Genomic DNA, 16,735 nt, shown 5'->3' with positions numbered 1-16,735 from the left:
TGTACCCGGACCGTCCGGTTTCGCCTCGAACAGATGCGTTTGTGTCACACCTGTTAATCCAGCGTAACAATATGTAGAAGTTGCCTTCGTTGCAGCACCGGTGCCAAAAAGGCACCATTCATCCCTCGTGTCCCCTCACCGTCCCCGGATTCCCATGGCAGACAAGCGTGTTTTTCCCCCATTCGGACCGCTTCGCGCCTTCGACGCGTTCGGCCGGACCCGCGGCATCCGCCGGGCGGCGGAATGGCTGCGGATCGACCACGCCGTCGTCAGCCGTCACCTGCGCGCCCTGGAACAATGGACGGGCGTGCCCCTTCTGGACCGGGCAGCCGGTGGACTGACCGAGGCCGGCAAGGTCTATCACGACCGGATCGCCGCCGCCCTGGACGAGATCGCCAACGCGACCGAGGCCCTGCGTACCGGCGACCTGCCGCAGCTCAGCGTCTGGTGCGTTCCGGGATTCGCCTTTCACTGGCTGGTGCGCCGCCTGGGCGCCTTCCGCGACGAACATCCCGAGATCGACCTGATCCTGCGCCCCAGCGACGAGCGCGCGTCGTTCTGGTCCGATGGGGTGGACGCCGACATCCGCTATCGGCTGGACGGCACGACGACGCCCTCCCCGCCGGGGATCCGCCAGGCGGAACTGGCCCGGCCGCTGGTCTTTCCCGTGGCCAGTCCCGATTTCGTCCGGCAGGCCACGGGTGGGCTCCAGCGGATCGAGGATCTGACCTCGCTGCCCCTGCTGGCCGAGGAAAACAGCGACGAATGGCTGGCCTGGTTCGCGATGCAGGGGGTACCGGTACCCACGGTCACCCCGGCGGCCCGGCTGTGGCATGCCCATGTGATGCTGGCCGCCGCGCGCGAAGGGCACGGCGTGGCGTTGGCCAACCAGTTCCTGCTGGAAGACGACCTGAAATCGGGCAACCTGGTGCGGCTGGGAACGGCCGACGGCCCGTTTCCCGGCGCCGCCATCGGGGCCTACACGCTGTTCATCCCCGAAAACCGGTGGGACCGGCCGGCCCTGGTCCGGTTCCGGACCTGGCTGTCCCACATTGCCGGATCGTTCCAGCCCTGCGACGCCCCCCTGCCCCCCGACATGGTGGCGTAAAAAAGTCGGGACCTGTTGTCCGTACGCAACAAGCGGCGAAAACCCGACCGGAAAATGGCCGGTTTATATTGAAACGTTATATCATACGGTTTAGAGGGACAAGAGAACACACCCTCCTTCCCAGCCGGACAGATCGCCCCGCATGCCCGTATTTCGCCCTTCCGCCCGTCGCGCGTCGATGACCCTGTTGCTGTCGGGTGTGGCCCCCGTGGCCCTGACCATGGCCCTGGCCATGACGCCGGCGCGCGCCGACACGACCGCGCCCGTGGCGCAGGGACAGCCCGCCGGGACCAAAACCGCCCCATCGTCGCCCTCGACCGGCCAACCCGCCGCGCCGGACGCCACGACCCCGTCCTCGGCCCCCGAGCGCATCACCGTGACGGCGCGCCTCGACCGGGCGCGCTCGGCCCTGCAACCCTCGACGGGGGCCACGGTCTATCGCTTCAGCCGTACCGCCATCGAAACCGTGCCCGGCGGGGACAACGCGCCGCTGAACGGCGTGCTGTTGCAGGCCCCCGGCGTGACGCAGGACAGCTACGGCCAGATCCATGTCCGCGGCGACCATAACGAGGTCCAGTTCCGCCTGGACGGCGTGCAGCTGCCCGAAGGCCTGACCGTGTTCGGCCAGACGCTGATGACCCGCTTTGCCGATTCCCTGTCGATGACGACGGGCGCGCTGCCCAGCGAATACGGTTTCCTGCAGGCGGCGGTGATCGACATCACCACCAAGAACGGCGCCACGAACCCCGGCGGCGATGCCTCGGTCTATGGCGGGGCGCGGGATTATTTCTTTCCGTCCCTGCAATATGGCGGACATCACGGAAAATGGGATTATTTCGCCACCGGCGATTTCCTGCACGACCGGATGGCGATCGAGAACACCACCCCCAGCTTCAACGCCGTGCACGACCTGAGCAACCAGTACCACGCCCTGGGCCACCTGCGGTACACGGCCGACGAGGACACCCGCATCAGCCTGATCGCCGGCGTGTCCAACGCGGAATACCAGCTTCCGAACAACCCCGGACAGCAGACGCAATTCCAGCAGCCGGCCTATTCCGGCAGCGCGCTGGCGCAGCAACTGGCCGGCAGCGTGGACAGCGCCGGCCTGGACGAGCGCCAGAAGGAAATCACCGATTTCGGCATCCTGTCCCTGCAGAAGGAAATCGGAAAGTTCAGCCTCCAGACCTCGGCGTTCGTCCGGTACAGCAGCCTGCGCTATTCCCCGGACATGCTGGGGGACCTGGTCTATAACGGCATCGCGCAGCAAGCCGCGCGCTCGGTCTTCTCGTCGGGCAGCCAGAGCGACGTGACATGGCGCATCAACCGCCGGCACACCATGCGCTTCGGCTACCAGGCGTTCGTCGAACGCAACGTGTCCAAGGCGGATTCTCTGGTCTACCAGCAGGCGGGCGTCGATGCGAACGGCGACCCGGTCTATGGCGACAGTCCGGTTTCGATCCATGACGGCAGCGGACGCACCGGCTGGATCTGGGGCCTGTACGCCCAGGACGAATGGCAGCCGCTGCGCGCGCTGACGGTCAATTACGGGCTGCGGCTGGACGGGGTGGACGAATACACCCACCAGAAGCAGCTCAGCCCCCGCCTGAACCTGGTCTGGACCCCGCTGCGCGGCACGACGCTGCATGCCGGCTATTCCCGCTATTTCACCCCGCCGCCGTTCGAGGTCGTCAGCGGCACGTCGGTCAGCCGGTTCGACGGCACCAGCGCCGCCGCACCCGGCACCCGCAACGACACCGTCCGGGCCGAAAGCGACCATTATTTCGATGCCGGCATCACCCAGCAGATCCTGCCGGGCTGGCGCGCCTCGTTCGACGCCTATTACAAGCTGGCGCACAACCTGATCGACGAAGGCCAGTTCGGCGCGCCGATCATCCTGTCGGGCTTCAATTATCGGCGCGGACAGGTGAACGGCTACGAGGTCAGCACGTCGTACGACCGTGGCCCGCTGTCGCTGTACGGCAACATGGCCTGGTCGCGCGCCATCGGCAAGGACATCACCAGCGCGCAATTCAATTTCTCGCCCGACGACCTGGCCTATATCCGGCAGCACTGGGTCCATCTGGACCACGACCAGCGCTGGACGGCGTCGGCGGGCGGGTCTTACACCTTCTTCCACCGCACCGGGCACCCCACGCGCCTGTCGGCCACCATGGTCTACGGCAACGGCCTGCGCGCGGACAGCGACATTCCAAACGGTGCGAAGCTGCCGCAATATGTCACCTTCAACCTGTCGCTGGTCCAGTCGTTCCGGGACCTGTTCCATGTGCCGTTCCTGAAGCGCACCCAGGTGCGGCTGGACGTCACCAACCTGTTCGACCGCACCTACGAACTGCGCGACGGCAGCGGCATCGGGGTCGGCGCGCCGCAATACGGGCTGCGCCGCACCATCCTGACCGGAATTTCCCAGCAATTCTGACCGCGTCTCCGGCAGGCCATGACATTCCGGTTCCGATACCTATAATCGGGGCCGAAATGCCCTGACACCAGGCGGGAGGCCCAAGCCGATGTCCATCTCCACCGCCGTGTCGCCGGCATCGTCCGTGCCGGACGATGCCGGGGACGCGCGACTGCGTAAGCGCCATGTGGCGATGATCTCGATCGGCGGCGTGATCGGGGCCAGCCTGTTCGTGGGCTCGTCCAGCGCCATCGCCACCGCCGGGCCGGGCGTGTTCCTGTCCTACCTGCTGGCCGGGCTGATTATCCTGTGCGTCACCCGGATGCTGGGCGAAATGACCGTCGCCGCCCCCGACGCCGGGTCGTTCGTCGCGCACATCCGGCGCGGCATCGGCCCGCGCACCGCCTTCGTGGGCGGATGGACCTACTGGGTGATGTGGGCGACCATCCTGGGGATCGAGGCGATCGCGGCGGCCAGCTTCCTGGCGCCGCTGCTGCCGCTGCCGTTCCTGGCGATCGAATGCGCCATCATCGCCGTGATGACCGCCATCAACCTGTGCTCGGTCCGGGGATACGGCGAATTCGAATACTGGTTCTCGATGACCAAGATCATGACCATCGTGATCTTCATCGCCATCGGCGGCTGCGCGCTGCTGGGCTTTACCGGATACCGCACGGACATCCCCTCCAACCTGCTGGCCCATGGCGGCCTGTTCCCGCACGGGGGCTTCGCCCTGATGGCCAGCATTCCCGCCATCATGCTGTCGATGGCCGGCGCCGAGATCACGACCATCGCCGCCATGGACTCCACCCACCCGGCGGAAAGCGTCGGCCAGGCCACGCGCTCGGTGGTGCTGAAAATCCTGATCTTCTACCTGCTGTCGATCGGGCTGATCCTGTGCCTGACGCCGTGGGCGGCGGTGATTCCGGGGCGTTCGCCGTTCCTGACGACGCTGCAACGCCTCGACATTCCCTTCGCGTCGCTGCTGATGACGGGGGTGATGCTGGTCGCTACCCTGTCGGCGCTGAATTCGGGCCTGTACGTGACATCGCGTGTCCTGTGCGAACTGGCCGAAAGCGGGGACGCGCCGCGCCTGTTCCTGTCGCGCAGCGCCAACGGCACGCCGCGCCGGGCCATCCTGGCCGGCAGCGTCATCGCCATCCTGGTGGCCCTCGCCGGCATGCTGTCGCCCGACCTGGTGTTCGCCTTCCTGGTCAGCGCGACCGGCACCTTCGTGCTGTTCGATTATGTGCTGATCGCAATCGCCCAGATCCGCCTGCGTCGCCGGACCATCGCCCGGGGCGATCACCCCACCTTGCCGATGTGGGGCTTCCCGTGGATTTCCTACGTCACGCTGGCCCTGCTGGTGGGCGCGCTGCTGACGATGCTGGTCGCGACGACGCATACGCGGATGGAAGTCATCCTGGGGTCCCTGACCGTCGGTTTCATCGTCCTGCTCGAAAAGGGCACGCTGGCGCTGCGCGGCGCACCAGCCGAGGACTGACCCCGCACCCCCGGATGCTACTCCGCGGTCGGCCCCGGCAGGGCGGCCGCGTGCACCGGGACGGTCGTGCGCGTGAAACTGTCCAGGCTGCCCAGCGCCAGCAGGATCGTCAGCCAGAACAGGCCGCCCAGCGCGAAGATGATCGCAAGCGGCGGCGCGCGCAGGATCTGCATGAAACCCAGCACGATGACCAGCACCATCAGGACGGCCAGCACGCCCACGCCGATGCCGGACCCCATGCGCGCGGCCACCAGTTCCGCCGCCAGCAGCAGGACCAGCATTCCCCAGCAGGCCGCGATGCGCGCCATCACGCCCGCCCGATCAGATAGAGCAGCGGAAACAGCAGCATCCAGACCAGGTCGACGAAGCTCCAGTACAGCCCCACGATATCCACGGGCGTGTTCCAGGCGGCACTGAACGCCCGGTGCCGGGCCTTGCGGCAGATCCACAGGATCAACCCGATGCCGACCACCATGTGCATGCCGTGCAGGAAGGTCGCCAGGAAATAGAAGCTGTAGAAAAGCTGGGCGCCCCCGGCGTCAGGGCCATGAAGGGCGAAATGCGGGCCGGGAAACAGGTTCTCCCGGAATTCCTGCCCCCATTCGCCCCCCTTCAGGGCCAGGAACGTCAGGCCCAGCGCCGCCGCGCCGAACCCGGCCCGGACCACGCGGCGGTTGTCGCCGCGCTTTCCGGCCTCGACCGCCATCGTATAGACCGCGCTGCTGGTAATCAGGATCAGGGTGTTGGCGGCCCCGATCGCCAGATTGGTGTGCCGCACGCCCTCGGCCCAGCCACCGGCGCGGGTATGCGAATAGATCAGGCAGATCAGGAACAGCCCGCCGAACAGCAAGGCCTCGCTGGCCAGGAACAGCCACATGCCGGCGATCGCGGTCTCGTCCCGATGCAGGGGCGTCTCGTACGGGGAGTGATGATCCAGCGCCGAACCGTCAGACATGCGGCCCCCCCACGGCCGTGCCCGGCGGGCCGGCGCGGCCGTCCAGTTCGGCGTAATCATAGGCGTAGGTGGTCACCACCGGCGTCTCGGCGAAATTCTCGACCGGCGGCGGCGATGCGGTCCGCCATTCCAGCCCGGTCGCCCGCCACGGATTGTCGGGCGCGCGCGCGCCGCGAAACAGCGACCAGGTGAAATAGACCAGCGGCAGCGCATAGGCCACGGCCAGGATGCCCGCCCCGGCCGAGGACAGCACGTTCAGCACCTGGAACTGCGCGGGATAGGTGGCATAGCGGCGCGGCATGCCCTCGAACCCCAGGATGAACTGCGGCAGGAAGGTCAGGTTGAAGCCGAAGAAGATCAGTCCGGCGGCCAGGCGCCCCCAGGTCTCGGGATACATCCGGCCGGTGATCTTGGGCCACCAGTAATGCAGCCCCCCGAAATAGGCCGACACCATGCCGCCGACCATGATGTAGTGGAAATGCGCCACCACGAAATAGGTCTGCGTCAGATGCACGTCGGCGGCCAGCGAGGCCAGGAACAACCCGGTCAGCCCGCCCACGGTGAACAGCCCGATGAACCCCATGGCATACAGCATCGGCGCGTCCAGCCGGATCGACCCGCCATGCATCGTGCCCAGCCAGTTGAAGACCTTGATGGCCGACGGGACCGAGACGAAGAAGCTGAACATCGAAAAGACGATGGCGGAATAAAGCGACGTCCCGGCCACGAACATGTGGTGCCCCCACACCACGAAGCCGATCGCCGCGATCGAGACCGAGGACCACGCCACGAACCGGTAGCCGAACACCGGCTTGTGGCAGAAGGTGCTGACGATCTCGCTGACCACCCCCATGCCGGGCAGGATCATGATGTAGACGGCGGGGTGGGAGTAGAACCAGAACAGCTGCTGGAACAGCAGCGGATCGCCGCCCAGCGACGGGTCGAACACCCCGACCCGGAACAGATGCTCGAACGCCAGCAACAGCAGCGTGATGCCCAGCACCGGCGTCGCCAGCACGAAGATGACGCTGGTGGCATACAGCGCCCACAGCATCAGCGGCAGCCGGTACCAGCCCATCCCCGGCGCGCGCAACTGGTGGATGCTGACGATGAAATTCACCCCCGTGGCGATCGAAGAAAAACCGTTGAGGAACACCCCCAGCACCACCGGCAGCACGCGCCCTTCGGTATATTCGGACGAAAGCGGGGTATAGAAGGTCCAGCCGGTTTCCAGCCCGCCCCGGAACAGCCCGTAGACCACCAGCAGGCCAGACGCCACGAACAGGTACCAGCTCAGAAGATTGAGGCGCGGAAACGCAAGGTCGCGGGCGCCGAGCATCAGCGGGACCAGGAAATTGCCCAGCGTGACCGGAATGGAGGGCACCAGGAACAGCCAGACCATCACCACCCCATGCATGGTGAACATCCGGTTATAGGTGGCGTCGGACAGGATGGTGCCGCCAGGTTCCAGCAGTTGCAGCCGCACCAGCGCCGCGCCGACGCTGCCCAGCGCGAAGAACGCGGTGATCGACCCCAGGTACAGCAGGGCGATGCGCTTGTGGTCGCGCGTCAGCAGCCACGATCGCAGGGTGCCGTCCTGCCAGAGGTAGCTCCGCTGCGGGGCGGTAGGGTCCAGCGTTCCCGACATCGCGTTCAATTCCCTGCACTCGGCGGAAGGGTGGGCGAAAGGGTCTGCAGATAGGCGACCAGCGCGGCCAGTTCGTCCTCGCTCAGCACGCCGCGAAAGGACGGCATCTCGGTCGCAAAGGACGCCCCCGGCCTGCGGGGCGCATCGACGATGGAATCGTGCAGGAACGCGGCGTCGGCCACGACCGCGCGCCCGTCGGCCAGCACCACCCGGCTGCCGTACAGCCCGACCATCGACGGCGCCCGGCTGGTATCGGCCGCGTCGGGGGCATAGCGGCTGGAGGCATGGCAGCCGCTGCACCCGCTGCGGATGAACAGGGCCTCGCCCGTCGCGGCCAGGCTGCCGCTGGCCGGCGTGCTGTTCAGCCAGCCGGCATAGTCCGCGGCGCTGAGGATGGTCAGCGTGCCGGTCATGCGCGAATGGGCCAGCCCGCAGAACTGCGTGCAATAGAACCGGAACGATCCGGTCCTGTCGGCGGTGAACCACAGGCTCTGGTACCGGCCGGGCAGCACGTCGTGCTTGATCCGCAGGACCGGGATCGAAAAATCGTGGATCACGTCTTCCGATGTCAGCAGCAGTTGCACTGGCCGGCCCGCCGGCACATGCAGCGCGTTGATTTCGCGCTGGCCGCCCGGATACTGGACCTTCCACATCCATTGCTTGCCGGTGACATAGACCTGGATCGCCCCGGCCGGCGGCCGGAAGCCCACGACATAAAGCTGCGTGGCCCACAGGAACAGAGCGAAGAAGATCGCCAGCGTCACGGCCGTCCAGACGATCTCGAACCTCCAGCTCTTATGGGCCGCGATGGCGCGGGCGATGGCCGTGGTGCGGCCCGCGCGGAAGCGCAGGATGTTCAGCAGCATCAGCCCGAACACCAGCCCCAGCACCGCCAGGCTGATGACGACCAGCCCCGCCAGCAACAGGTCGATCCGCATGGCATGGGCCGAGGCTTCGGGCAGCCAGGTCATCGGCCCCTCCGCCAATGGGCCATGGCCAGCCCGGTCCCCAGGGCCAGCACCGTCATCGCAGCCCCCAGCCGCAGCAGCTTCCAGGTCGCCAGCGTATAGCGCCCGGTGGCGGCATCGTAATGAAAGCACAGCAGCAGGACCGGCGACGCCTCGGCCCGCCGGCCCAGGGCGGCCTGCGCCAGGGCCTGCCGGACATCGCCAGGGCGGTAGCCGACCCCTAGCACATAGCCCGAGACCATGCCGGCCGGCGTCGCGAAGACCAGCCCCATCGGATGCAGATACTGCTTCAGCGCCGGATCGTAGCGCGCATGGAACCCCACCGCCTCGGCCAGGCGGCGGATCGAACCCGCCTGGCCCACCAGGAAGTGCCAGCCCTGCTCGGCGCCGTCGGTGGCGTGGCGGGCCAGGTCGTCCTGCCGGGCCTGCCGGGCCAGGGCGGCGGTTTCGGCGGGGTCGATGCTGACGACGATCAGCGCATAATCGCCGGGCGGCTTCAGGCCGCTCACGCCCAGGGCATGCAGCAGATCCTCGCGTTCCAGCGCGCACAGGTTGGGGCAATTGTAATAGCCCATCGACAGGATGGCCGGATGCCCGTCGAGGAACGCCCCCAGCGGCAGGGTGCGCCCCGCCGTGTCGGTGAAGCGCGCATCCAGCGGCAGCGACGCCCCCTGCCGCTGGGTGAAGGCCAGATCCTGCATCGGCCCGGCCCGCGCCGGCCCCGGCGACACCAGCGCCGCCGCCAGGACCAGAAATGCCGCCGCCACGGGCCTCATGGCCGGCCCGCCCCGGCGGCGGGCCAGCCCGGAATGCCGTCCCGCGCCACCTGCCGCATCGCCTGGTCGATCGGCACATGGGCCACGCCGCCCTTGCGATCCACCCAGCCGAAACCGGTCAGCCGCGCCAGGTCCGCCGCGCGGAAGGCCGCCATGTCGGCCGGCGGATCGCTTTGCAGGGCGGGCGACGTCATCGGCGGCAGGGGCGCGCGCAGCAGCATGTCCAGCGCGCGCTGCGGGAACAGCACATCGGCCAGCACCGCCAGCGCCACCACCGCGACGCCCACCCCCAAGCCGACGGCCACGACCGGCCGCAGGGTCACGTCCGCGGGTTCGTGACGGGGGCGGGAAAAATGCGGGGCGGGATCGTCAGCCATGGGCGCCCCCCATGCCCATCGCCGCGCCCTGGCGCAGCATCGAGCGGAGGCCCAGCGCCGCCCCCGCCGCCGCGAACAGCAGAAGCGACGCCAGGGTCAGCAGCACCGACACCGGCGCGCGTTCCGGCAGGACCAGCCACAGGTTACGCACCACCTCCATGACCACCAGCAGTGTCGCCGCCGCCACGACGACCGGCCGCCTGACCTGCAGCGGGGCCAGCATCAGCAGCACGAAGGGCAGCAGGAAATGCAGCAGCGCGATCCCCACCGCGATGGCGCCCCACCCCCCATGCAGCCGGCGGCCGTACCAGGCGGCCTCGACCGGCAGGTTGGACTGCCAGACGATCAGGAACTGCATGAAATCCAGATAGGCCCACAGCACCGTCAGCCCCAGCAGCAGCCGGGCCAGGTCGCGCACAGCGTCCCGGTCGGCCACCCCGCCGGCCAGCAGGGCCAGCAGCATGCCCAGCGCCAGCGCCAGCAGCCCCGCCCCTGCGGATGCGATCAGCCCGTAGGCGCTGGAACTGAAGCGCGGGTCGAGCGATTCCGTCAGGTCGATGGCCGCGAAACTGAAGGTCAGCGCCAGCAGGATCAGCCCCGCCGGCGCAATGCGCGCCACCTCCCGCCCCCGCAGGCACACCACCGCAAGCGTGCCCCAGACCAGCGCATAGAGCGCGACCCGCAGCAGGGCGAACGGCGCGTTCAGATAGAACCGGTTGGCGCCGTGCGCGTGCAGCCAGGGATAGAGATCACCCGCCCCGGCCAGCAGCACCGCCAGCGCCGGCAGGCCCAGCGGCAGCGTGGCCACCCCGGCGCGCAGGGCCGGGCGCAGCGTGTCGCCCCAGCGCCCGCCCGTCAGCGCGTGCGCCAGGATCAGCGCCATGCTGCCCAGCGGCCAGCCCAGCCAGGCGGCGCACGCCGCAAGCCACGGGCCGTAGACCGCATGGGGCCTCCACACCAGCCCGGCCAGCACCCCAAGCCCCGCCAGTCCGGCGACGCCCCACGCCACGCGTTCGGTACGGGCCAGGGGTCCCCTCATGGCGCGGCCCGCTGCCGGGGTGTCAGGTCGGCCAGCATCATGTGCTGGCTGCGCTGCAACGCACGCACATAGGCGACGACGGCCCAGCGATCGTCCGGCGCGATCCGCTGGGCGAAGCCGTACATCACGCCCCAGCCGCCGGTCACGACGTCGTACAGCCGCTGCGGCGGGGCAGCCATCAGTTCGGCGGTGGCCAGCGGCGGCGCGGCCGGAAAGCCGCGCTGCACGATCATGCCATGCCCGTCGCCCGTCTCGGCATGGCAGGGCGCGCAGAACACATGATATTCGGTCCGTCCACGCTCCAGCAGCGCCATGGTCAGCGGCGGCGCCGGCCGGGGCGCCTCGCCGTACTGCACCGTGCCGGACGGGACGTCGCCCGGCGCGGTGGCGCGGCTGGCGTACGGGTTCTGCTTCTTCTGGCTGGTCATGTCGTCGCAGCCCGCGACCACCAGGGCCATGGCCGCGATCCCGACAGCGAAGGCGGCGGCGTTCCTCATTCCGCCACGTCCTCGATTCCGATCGCGGCGTGGCGGGACAGCACCTGGCGCGCGCGGGCGGCGTCGGTGGGACGCGCGACCAGGACATAGCCCCCCAGCATCGCCGCGCGCATGCCCTCCGCCTCGTCGACGGGGTCGTACAGGCGCGGCATCCCGGCCAGCACCAGGAACCCGGCCATGCCGGCGACCACCGCGCCCAGCACCGCCAGTTCGAAGGTCGTGGGAATATAGGCGGGCCAGGACAGGTCCGGCCGGCCGCCGATATTCTGCGGATAGCTGATGGTCGTGGCATAGGCCTGCATCAGGAAACCGCCCAGCCCGCCCGCGACCCCGCCGCCCAGCATCACCGCCGGCAGGATGGAGCCGCCTTCCGCCCCACCCTGTGCCTCGTCCGGCTCCATCGCCATATAGGTCTCGACGCCGCCGGGGTCGCCGCGCCGGATCTCGGCGGCGGCCTCCCGCATCGCGGCTTCGGTGGCGAAGGCGGCGACGATCATGCCGGCCCCCGCAGCATGGCCCGCATTTCGGCCATCGCCACCACCGGCATCAGCCGCACGATCAGCAGGAAGGCGGTCAGGAACAGCCCGATCGTGCCGAACAGCAGGCTCCATTCCCATAGCGTCGGCGTGTACTGCCCCCAGGTCGAGGGCAGTTGCGTGCGCGCCAGGCTGGTCACGATGATCTGGAACCGCTCCAGCCACATGCCCACCAGCACCCCCAGGCCGATCAGCCACACCAGCGGCTGCGTCAGCCGCACCGACCGCCACCACAGCAATTGCGGAAACACGATGTTCAGGACGATGGTGCCCCAATAGACCGGCGCATACAGGCCGAAGACGCGCATGAGGAACATCGTCCGGTCCGCCTCGTCCGGCCCGTAGAAGGTGGCGAAGGCGTCCATGACATAGGCGTAGCCGACACACAGGCTGCTGGTCAGGAACAGCCGGCCCAGCACGTCGATATGCCGCTCGGTCACATAGGCGTGCAGGCCCAGCAGCGACCGCAGCGGCAGGATGGCCAGCAGCACGACGGCGAACCCCGACAGGGCCGCGCCGAACACGAAGAATGGCGGAAACTGCGTGGAATGCCAGCCGGTGGCGGCGCTGCCCGCGAAATCCATGCCCACGATGCTGTGCACCGACACCACCAGCGGCGCCATCAGCGCGGCCATGACGGCATAGACCGCGCGATAATGCCGCCACTGCCGGCCCGATCCGCGAAAACCCAGGGCCAGCACGCCATAGAACACGCGCCGCCCCTGCCCCTGCGCCCGGTCGCGCAAGGTCGCAAGATCCGGCAGCAGCCCGAAATACCAGAACAGGATCGACGCCAGGACGTACGTCAGGATCGCGAAGAAATCCCACACCAGGGGGCTGCGGAACTGCGCCCACAGCCCCATGGTGTTCGGGTAGGGAAACAACCAGTAGAAGAACCACGGCCGGCCCAGATGCAGGATCGGAAAGATGGCGGCGCACAGGGCCGCGCACAGGGTCAGGCTTTCCGCCAGCCGGTTCAGCGCCGTGCGCCACTCCACCCCCAGCAGGAAGAACAGCGCCGAGATGAACGTGCCGCCCGAGGCGATGGCGATCCACCAGACGTAATTGAGGATATCCAGCCCCCAGACCACCGGCCAGTCGATGCCCCAGATGCCCAGGCCGGCATAGAACAGCCACCCGACCGCGATCACGCCCATCCCCAGCAGCCCCAGCGACACCGCAAGGGCCGCCCACCACCACAGCGGCGTCCACGGGCGCGCGCCCTCGCGCAGCGTCACCGCGCAGATGCGCTCGGTCAACGATTGTGCGGTCTCGCCAGGTGCGACGACCGGAGCGACGGCGGCCGGGCCGCTCACAGTTCGATCGCCGGATTGCGGTTGCGGATGCGCCCCTCATAGGTCACGCGCGGATGCGTGCCCTGTTCGGGCAGCACCACATAGGTCAGCGGGCTGGCCTTGCGATGGCTGACGGCGGCGTCAGGATCGTTGATGTCGCCGAAGGTGATGGCCTGCGTGGGACAGGCGGCCTGGCAGGCCGTCACCACCTGTTCCGCCACCCCGTCGCGGTCGGCCGCGATGCGCGCCTGCGCGATCCGCTGGACGCAGAAGGTGCATTTTTCCATCACGCCGCGCGCGCGCACCGAAACGTCCGGATTGCGGCTGATCGGCGGCCGGCGTTCCTGCTCGGCGAAGGCGAAATAATTGAATCGCCTGACCTTGTAAGGACAGTTGTTGGAACAGAATTTCGTGCCGACGCATCGGTTGTAGACCATCACGTTCAGGCCCTCCGAATCATGCGTCGTGGCGCCGACGGGGCAGACCGTCTCGCAAGGCGCCTGTTCGCAATGCATGCAGAGCATCGGCTGGAAGAACGTATCGGGGGCGGACTGCGTTCCTTCATAGATCCGGTCAATCCGCAGCCAGTGCATCTCGCGCTGGCGCAGCACCTCGTCCCGCCCCACCACCGGCACGTTGTTCTCCGCCTGGCAGGCGGTCATGCAGGCGTTGCAGCCGATGCAGGCGTTCAGGTCGATGCTCATCCCCCACGCCACCGGGGCGCCGGGGTCGCGCCGGTACAGGGCGGCGGCGGGGACTGGATGATCCTGCATCTTCCCCAGGAATCCAGCATCCTGCCGAAACCGCGCCAGCGTGCCATGCCGCACGATGTCGGACGGCGCGTCGGCGACCAGCGTGGCATGGTGCTCGGTGCAGGCGACGGCCACGGTGCGGCCGGTGGCGACAATCCGCACCGGCCCGGCGGCGTCGCGCAGCGGATACAGGTCCGTGCCGACCCCGTCGCCCGTCGCCCCCGCATGCCGCCGGCCCGACCCCAGCAGCCCGACGACGCAGCCCGATGCCTGCCCAAGCTGCACCCACACCGGCAGCGCGACGCGATGCGCGCCCACCGACAGCGCGACCTCGTCCCCGTTACGCAGGCCTTGCGATCGCGCCAGCTCCGGCGGAATCAGCAGCGGATTGCCCCAGACGGTCTTGCTCAGCGGTCGCGGCAGTTCCTGCAACCACGGGTTGTTCGCCTCGCGCCCGTCCCACAGATGCGGATCGGGCCGCAGCAGCAGGGTCAACGCCGCCGATCCGGCGGGTGATACGGGTGGCAGGACGGTCGCGATCGCCGCATCGAGGCGCGGGGCGGCGGTGCCCGGCACCACGCCGGCCGCCAGCGCCGCGCGCCAGTCGGCCTCGGACGCCAGCCGCTCCCGCCACGTCTGCCGCACCTGCTCCCGCGCGGATCGGGCGGCGTCCCCGGCACAGGCCCGCAGGACGGTCACGGCGCTCATCCCGCCGTAAAGCGGCATGGCCTGCGGCTGCAGGATCGTCGCTGTGCCGTCATCGGCGCGGGCGTCGCCCCAGTCCTCGAACCCGTGGGCCAGCGGAACATGCCAGCGGGCCGCCTGCGCCGTCTCGTGCGGCCGGTCCGCCAGCGCCACGCTGAGGGGGACGCGCGGCAGCGCCGCGGCAAAGCGCGGCACCTGATAGACCGGGTTGACGTCCAGGATCAGCAGCGCCCGGACGCGCCCGTTCTCCATGTCGTCCATCAGCGCCGACAAGGTCGATGTGGGCTGCGCGGGCCGATAGTCGGGCGGCTCGAACACGTCGAACGCCCCGCCCCGGCCGCCCAGCGCCTCGTTCATCGCGTGCACGCTCGCGTGGGCGTCGGCCCCGTGATCGGGGCCGAGATGGATCAGCGCCCGGCCGGGATGGGCGCGCAGATCGGCCACCACCGCCCCCAGCCAGTCCGGCCCGCCGGACGGCGCCGCATTGTGCAGGATGGCCGCGCCCAGCCGCCCGACGATCTCATCGCAGACGGCCGGGGCCGCGACGAAGCGGTGGTCGGCGGCCACACCCGTCAGGCTGGGCGTCGGCTCCACGGCATAGAGGCGGTTCATCGGCCCTTGCACCGGGTTGCGCCGTCCGGCGAAGGCCCGTGCATGGCGCAGATGGCCGGGCGCGCTGTCCAGCAGGTCGCTGTCCACGGCCAGGGCGACATCCACCTGCCGCAGGTCCGGGATCACCATCGCCGGGCGGCCATAGGCCAGGGCCGCGCCCTGCCGCGCCGCATCCCGCCCGATGGCGTCCCATTGATGCCAGACCGCGCCGGGGTGGGCCGCCAGCAGCGCGTCGATCGCCGCCCCAAGCGTGGGCGACGTGACCGTTCCGGTCAGGATACGCAGGCCGGACGCCGCCTGCGGCACGCTTCCGACGGGCGCGCGCACCGCCTGCAACGCGGTCGTCACCTCCTGCCAGGCGGCCGGCATGCCGTCGTGCAGCGGCCCGCTGGCGCGGTCGGGGTCGTAGAAATCCTGGATCGCGGCCTGGGCGAAGATGTCGGTGGCGCCCAGGCTGGCGGGATGCCCGGGGTTGCCTTCCACCTTGGTCGGCCGCCCCATCTGGTGGGTGACCAGAATGCCGTGGGCATAGCCGTCGCGCACATGCGCGCTGGCATAGATGTTGGGCACCCCCGGAATCACCCCCGGCGCCGCCCGCACGGCCGAGACGAAACCCCGGTCCGGGGTGCCGGGGTCGCACCCCGCCAGCCCGCCGCCGGCCAGCGCCAGGGCCAGCAGCTTCAGCGTCCGCCGCCGGTCCAGCGGATGCGCCAGCGCCTGTTCCAGATGCGGAAAACGCCGGACCCAGTCCCGCTCGTCGCCCGGCAGCCCCTCTAGCGATGGCATATCGCGCACTCCGTCAGGTTGCGGCCGCCGATATGGTACGCGCGCATCAACTCGGCGGGCGGCGGCGTCGCAGGGTCCGGATGCCAGTTGGTGTCATAGATGTTCGCAAGCGGCCGCAGATTCGGCCCCGGGTCGCGATGGCAGTCCAGGCAGAACTGCATCGTCAGCGTCTTCGCCTTGTAGGTCAGGGGCATGCGCGCCACGTCGCCATGGCAGCTCTCGCAGCCCACACCTTTGGACACATGGATGCTGTGATTGAAATAAACGTAATCCGGAACATCCGTCACGCGCGCCCAGACGATCGGCCGGTTCTCCGACAGGCTGTCGCGGACCTCCGCCAGCAGGGCGGCATTGGTCCAGATCTGGGAATGACACGTCATGCAGGTAAAGGTCGGCGGCAGGCTGGCCTGCGCGCTGCGCTCCACGCTGCTGTGGCAGAACCGGCAGTCGATGCCCAGCCCCGCGACATGATGCTGATGGCTGAACGGAACCGGCTGCTGGATCGCCCACCCGACATGCCGGACGTAATCGGACCGCGGCCACGTGAACCACCAGAGGCACACGCCGACGACCACGCCCACGGCCCCCAGCATCACCACCGTAACGATGACATTGGCACGTGGACTGAATACCGCCGCCATCGGCCATGTTCCACCTTGCTGGTCGCGGCCGCGCCGACCGGGCGGACGGCCCGATCCACCCCCGCATCGTTCCCCCTTCGAACGCGACCGGGACGGAAAACGATCCCATCACGTCGC

Annotated in this window: 15 protein-coding genes; 3 read left to right on the top strand and 12 right to left on the bottom strand. The window is 69.0% G+C overall.

From position 1 onward, the window contains the following. Nucleotides 1-154: 154 nt before the first annotated feature. The 3 genes from HLH21_RS03355 (at nucleotide 155) to HLH21_RS03345 (ending at nucleotide 5,031) form a co-directional block, all read left to right on the top strand. Entirely contained in the window at nucleotides 155-1,108 is a 954-nt protein-coding gene (locus HLH21_RS03355) for a LysR substrate-binding domain-containing protein (protein WP_182941242.1), read from the top strand. 142 nt (nucleotides 1,109-1,250) lie between these two features. Further along, nucleotides 1,251-3,548 carry a TonB-dependent receptor gene (locus HLH21_RS03350; RefSeq protein ID WP_246379123.1) on the top strand — a complete coding sequence of 766 codons (2,298 nt, stop codon included), beginning with the start codon at nucleotides 1,251-1,253 and terminating at the stop codon, nucleotides 3,546-3,548. A gap of 88 nt (nucleotides 3,549-3,636) precedes the next feature. Next, nucleotides 3,637-5,031, top strand: a complete 1,395-nt coding sequence (locus tag HLH21_RS03345) for an amino acid permease (RefSeq protein WP_246379122.1) — start codon at nucleotides 3,637-3,639, stop codon at nucleotides 5,029-5,031. Between the two features lie 17 nt (nucleotides 5,032-5,048). On the opposite strand, the gene HLH21_RS03340 is transcribed toward HLH21_RS03345, so the two are convergent. From HLH21_RS03340 to HLH21_RS03285, 12 genes are read right to left on the bottom strand one after another with little or no spacing between them, the layout of a single operon-like run. After that, nucleotides 5,049-5,339 (bottom strand): hypothetical protein, encoded by a 291-nt coding sequence (locus tag HLH21_RS03340; RefSeq protein WP_182941367.1) that lies wholly within the window; start codon nucleotides 5,337-5,339, stop codon nucleotides 5,049-5,051. Beyond that, the gene (locus tag HLH21_RS03335; protein WP_182941239.1) at nucleotides 5,339-5,986 is read right to left on the bottom strand and encodes a cytochrome c oxidase subunit 3; all 648 of its coding nucleotides are present in this window, start codon (nucleotides 5,984-5,986) and stop codon (nucleotides 5,339-5,341) included. The genes HLH21_RS03340 and HLH21_RS03335 overlap by 1 nt, the downstream gene beginning before the upstream one ends. Beyond that, nucleotides 5,979-7,634, bottom strand: a complete 1,656-nt coding sequence (locus HLH21_RS03330) for a cytochrome c oxidase subunit I (RefSeq protein ID WP_182941236.1) — start codon at nucleotides 7,632-7,634, stop codon at nucleotides 5,979-5,981. Before HLH21_RS03330 ends, HLH21_RS03335 begins: the two co-directional genes overlap by 8 nt. 5 nt (nucleotides 7,635-7,639) lie before the next feature. Next, the gene (gene coxB / locus HLH21_RS03325) at nucleotides 7,640-8,605 is read right to left on the bottom strand and encodes a cytochrome c oxidase subunit II (protein WP_182941233.1); all 966 of its coding nucleotides are present in this window, start codon (nucleotides 8,603-8,605) and stop codon (nucleotides 7,640-7,642) included. Beyond that, nucleotides 8,602-9,369, bottom strand: coding sequence for a thioredoxin domain-containing protein (locus HLH21_RS03320; RefSeq protein WP_264811894.1), 768 nt, complete (start codon nucleotides 9,367-9,369; stop codon nucleotides 8,602-8,604). The genes coxB and HLH21_RS03320 overlap by 4 nt, the downstream gene beginning before the upstream one ends. A gap of 5 nt (nucleotides 9,370-9,374) precedes the next feature. Continuing rightward, nucleotides 9,375-9,755 (bottom strand): hypothetical protein, encoded by a 381-nt coding sequence (locus HLH21_RS03315; RefSeq protein ID WP_182941230.1) that lies wholly within the window; start codon nucleotides 9,753-9,755, stop codon nucleotides 9,375-9,377. Beyond that, complete coding sequence (locus tag HLH21_RS03310) at nucleotides 9,748-10,794, bottom strand: hypothetical protein (RefSeq protein ID WP_182941227.1); 1,047 nt, start codon at nucleotides 10,792-10,794, stop codon at nucleotides 9,748-9,750. Before HLH21_RS03310 ends, HLH21_RS03315 begins: the two co-directional genes overlap by 8 nt. Next, nucleotides 10,791-11,291: a c-type cytochrome gene (locus HLH21_RS03305; protein ID WP_182941225.1), complete on the bottom strand. Its 501-nt coding sequence runs from the start codon at nucleotides 11,289-11,291 to the stop codon at nucleotides 10,791-10,793. The genes HLH21_RS03310 and HLH21_RS03305 overlap by 4 nt, the downstream gene beginning before the upstream one ends. After that, entirely contained in the window at nucleotides 11,288-11,788 is a 501-nt protein-coding gene (locus HLH21_RS03300; protein WP_182941222.1) for a DUF3341 domain-containing protein, read from the bottom strand. The genes HLH21_RS03305 and HLH21_RS03300 overlap by 4 nt, the downstream gene beginning before the upstream one ends. Beyond that, a complete protein-coding gene (nrfD, locus tag HLH21_RS03295) occupies nucleotides 11,785-13,143 on the bottom strand; it encodes an NrfD/PsrC family molybdoenzyme membrane anchor subunit (RefSeq protein WP_182941219.1) in 1,359 nt (452 codons plus the stop codon). Before nrfD ends, HLH21_RS03300 begins: the two co-directional genes overlap by 4 nt. Continuing rightward, complete coding sequence (locus tag HLH21_RS03290) at nucleotides 13,140-15,977, bottom strand: 4Fe-4S dicluster domain-containing protein (RefSeq protein ID WP_182941216.1); 2,838 nt, start codon at nucleotides 15,975-15,977, stop codon at nucleotides 13,140-13,142. Before HLH21_RS03290 ends, nrfD begins: the two co-directional genes overlap by 4 nt. Next, nucleotides 15,965-16,618 (bottom strand): cytochrome c3 family protein, encoded by a 654-nt coding sequence (locus HLH21_RS03285; RefSeq protein ID WP_182941213.1) that lies wholly within the window; start codon nucleotides 16,616-16,618, stop codon nucleotides 15,965-15,967. The genes HLH21_RS03290 and HLH21_RS03285 overlap by 13 nt, the downstream gene beginning before the upstream one ends. Nucleotides 16,619-16,735: the final 117 nt, after the last annotated feature.

The sequence above is a fragment of the Gluconacetobacter johannae genome (assembly GCF_014174305.1).
GTDB classification, from domain to species: domain Bacteria; phylum Pseudomonadota; class Alphaproteobacteria; order Acetobacterales; family Acetobacteraceae; genus Gluconacetobacter; species Gluconacetobacter johannae.
Note: the sequence above shows the minus strand (reverse complement) of the source record. Positions and strands in the feature narration are given on the sequence as shown.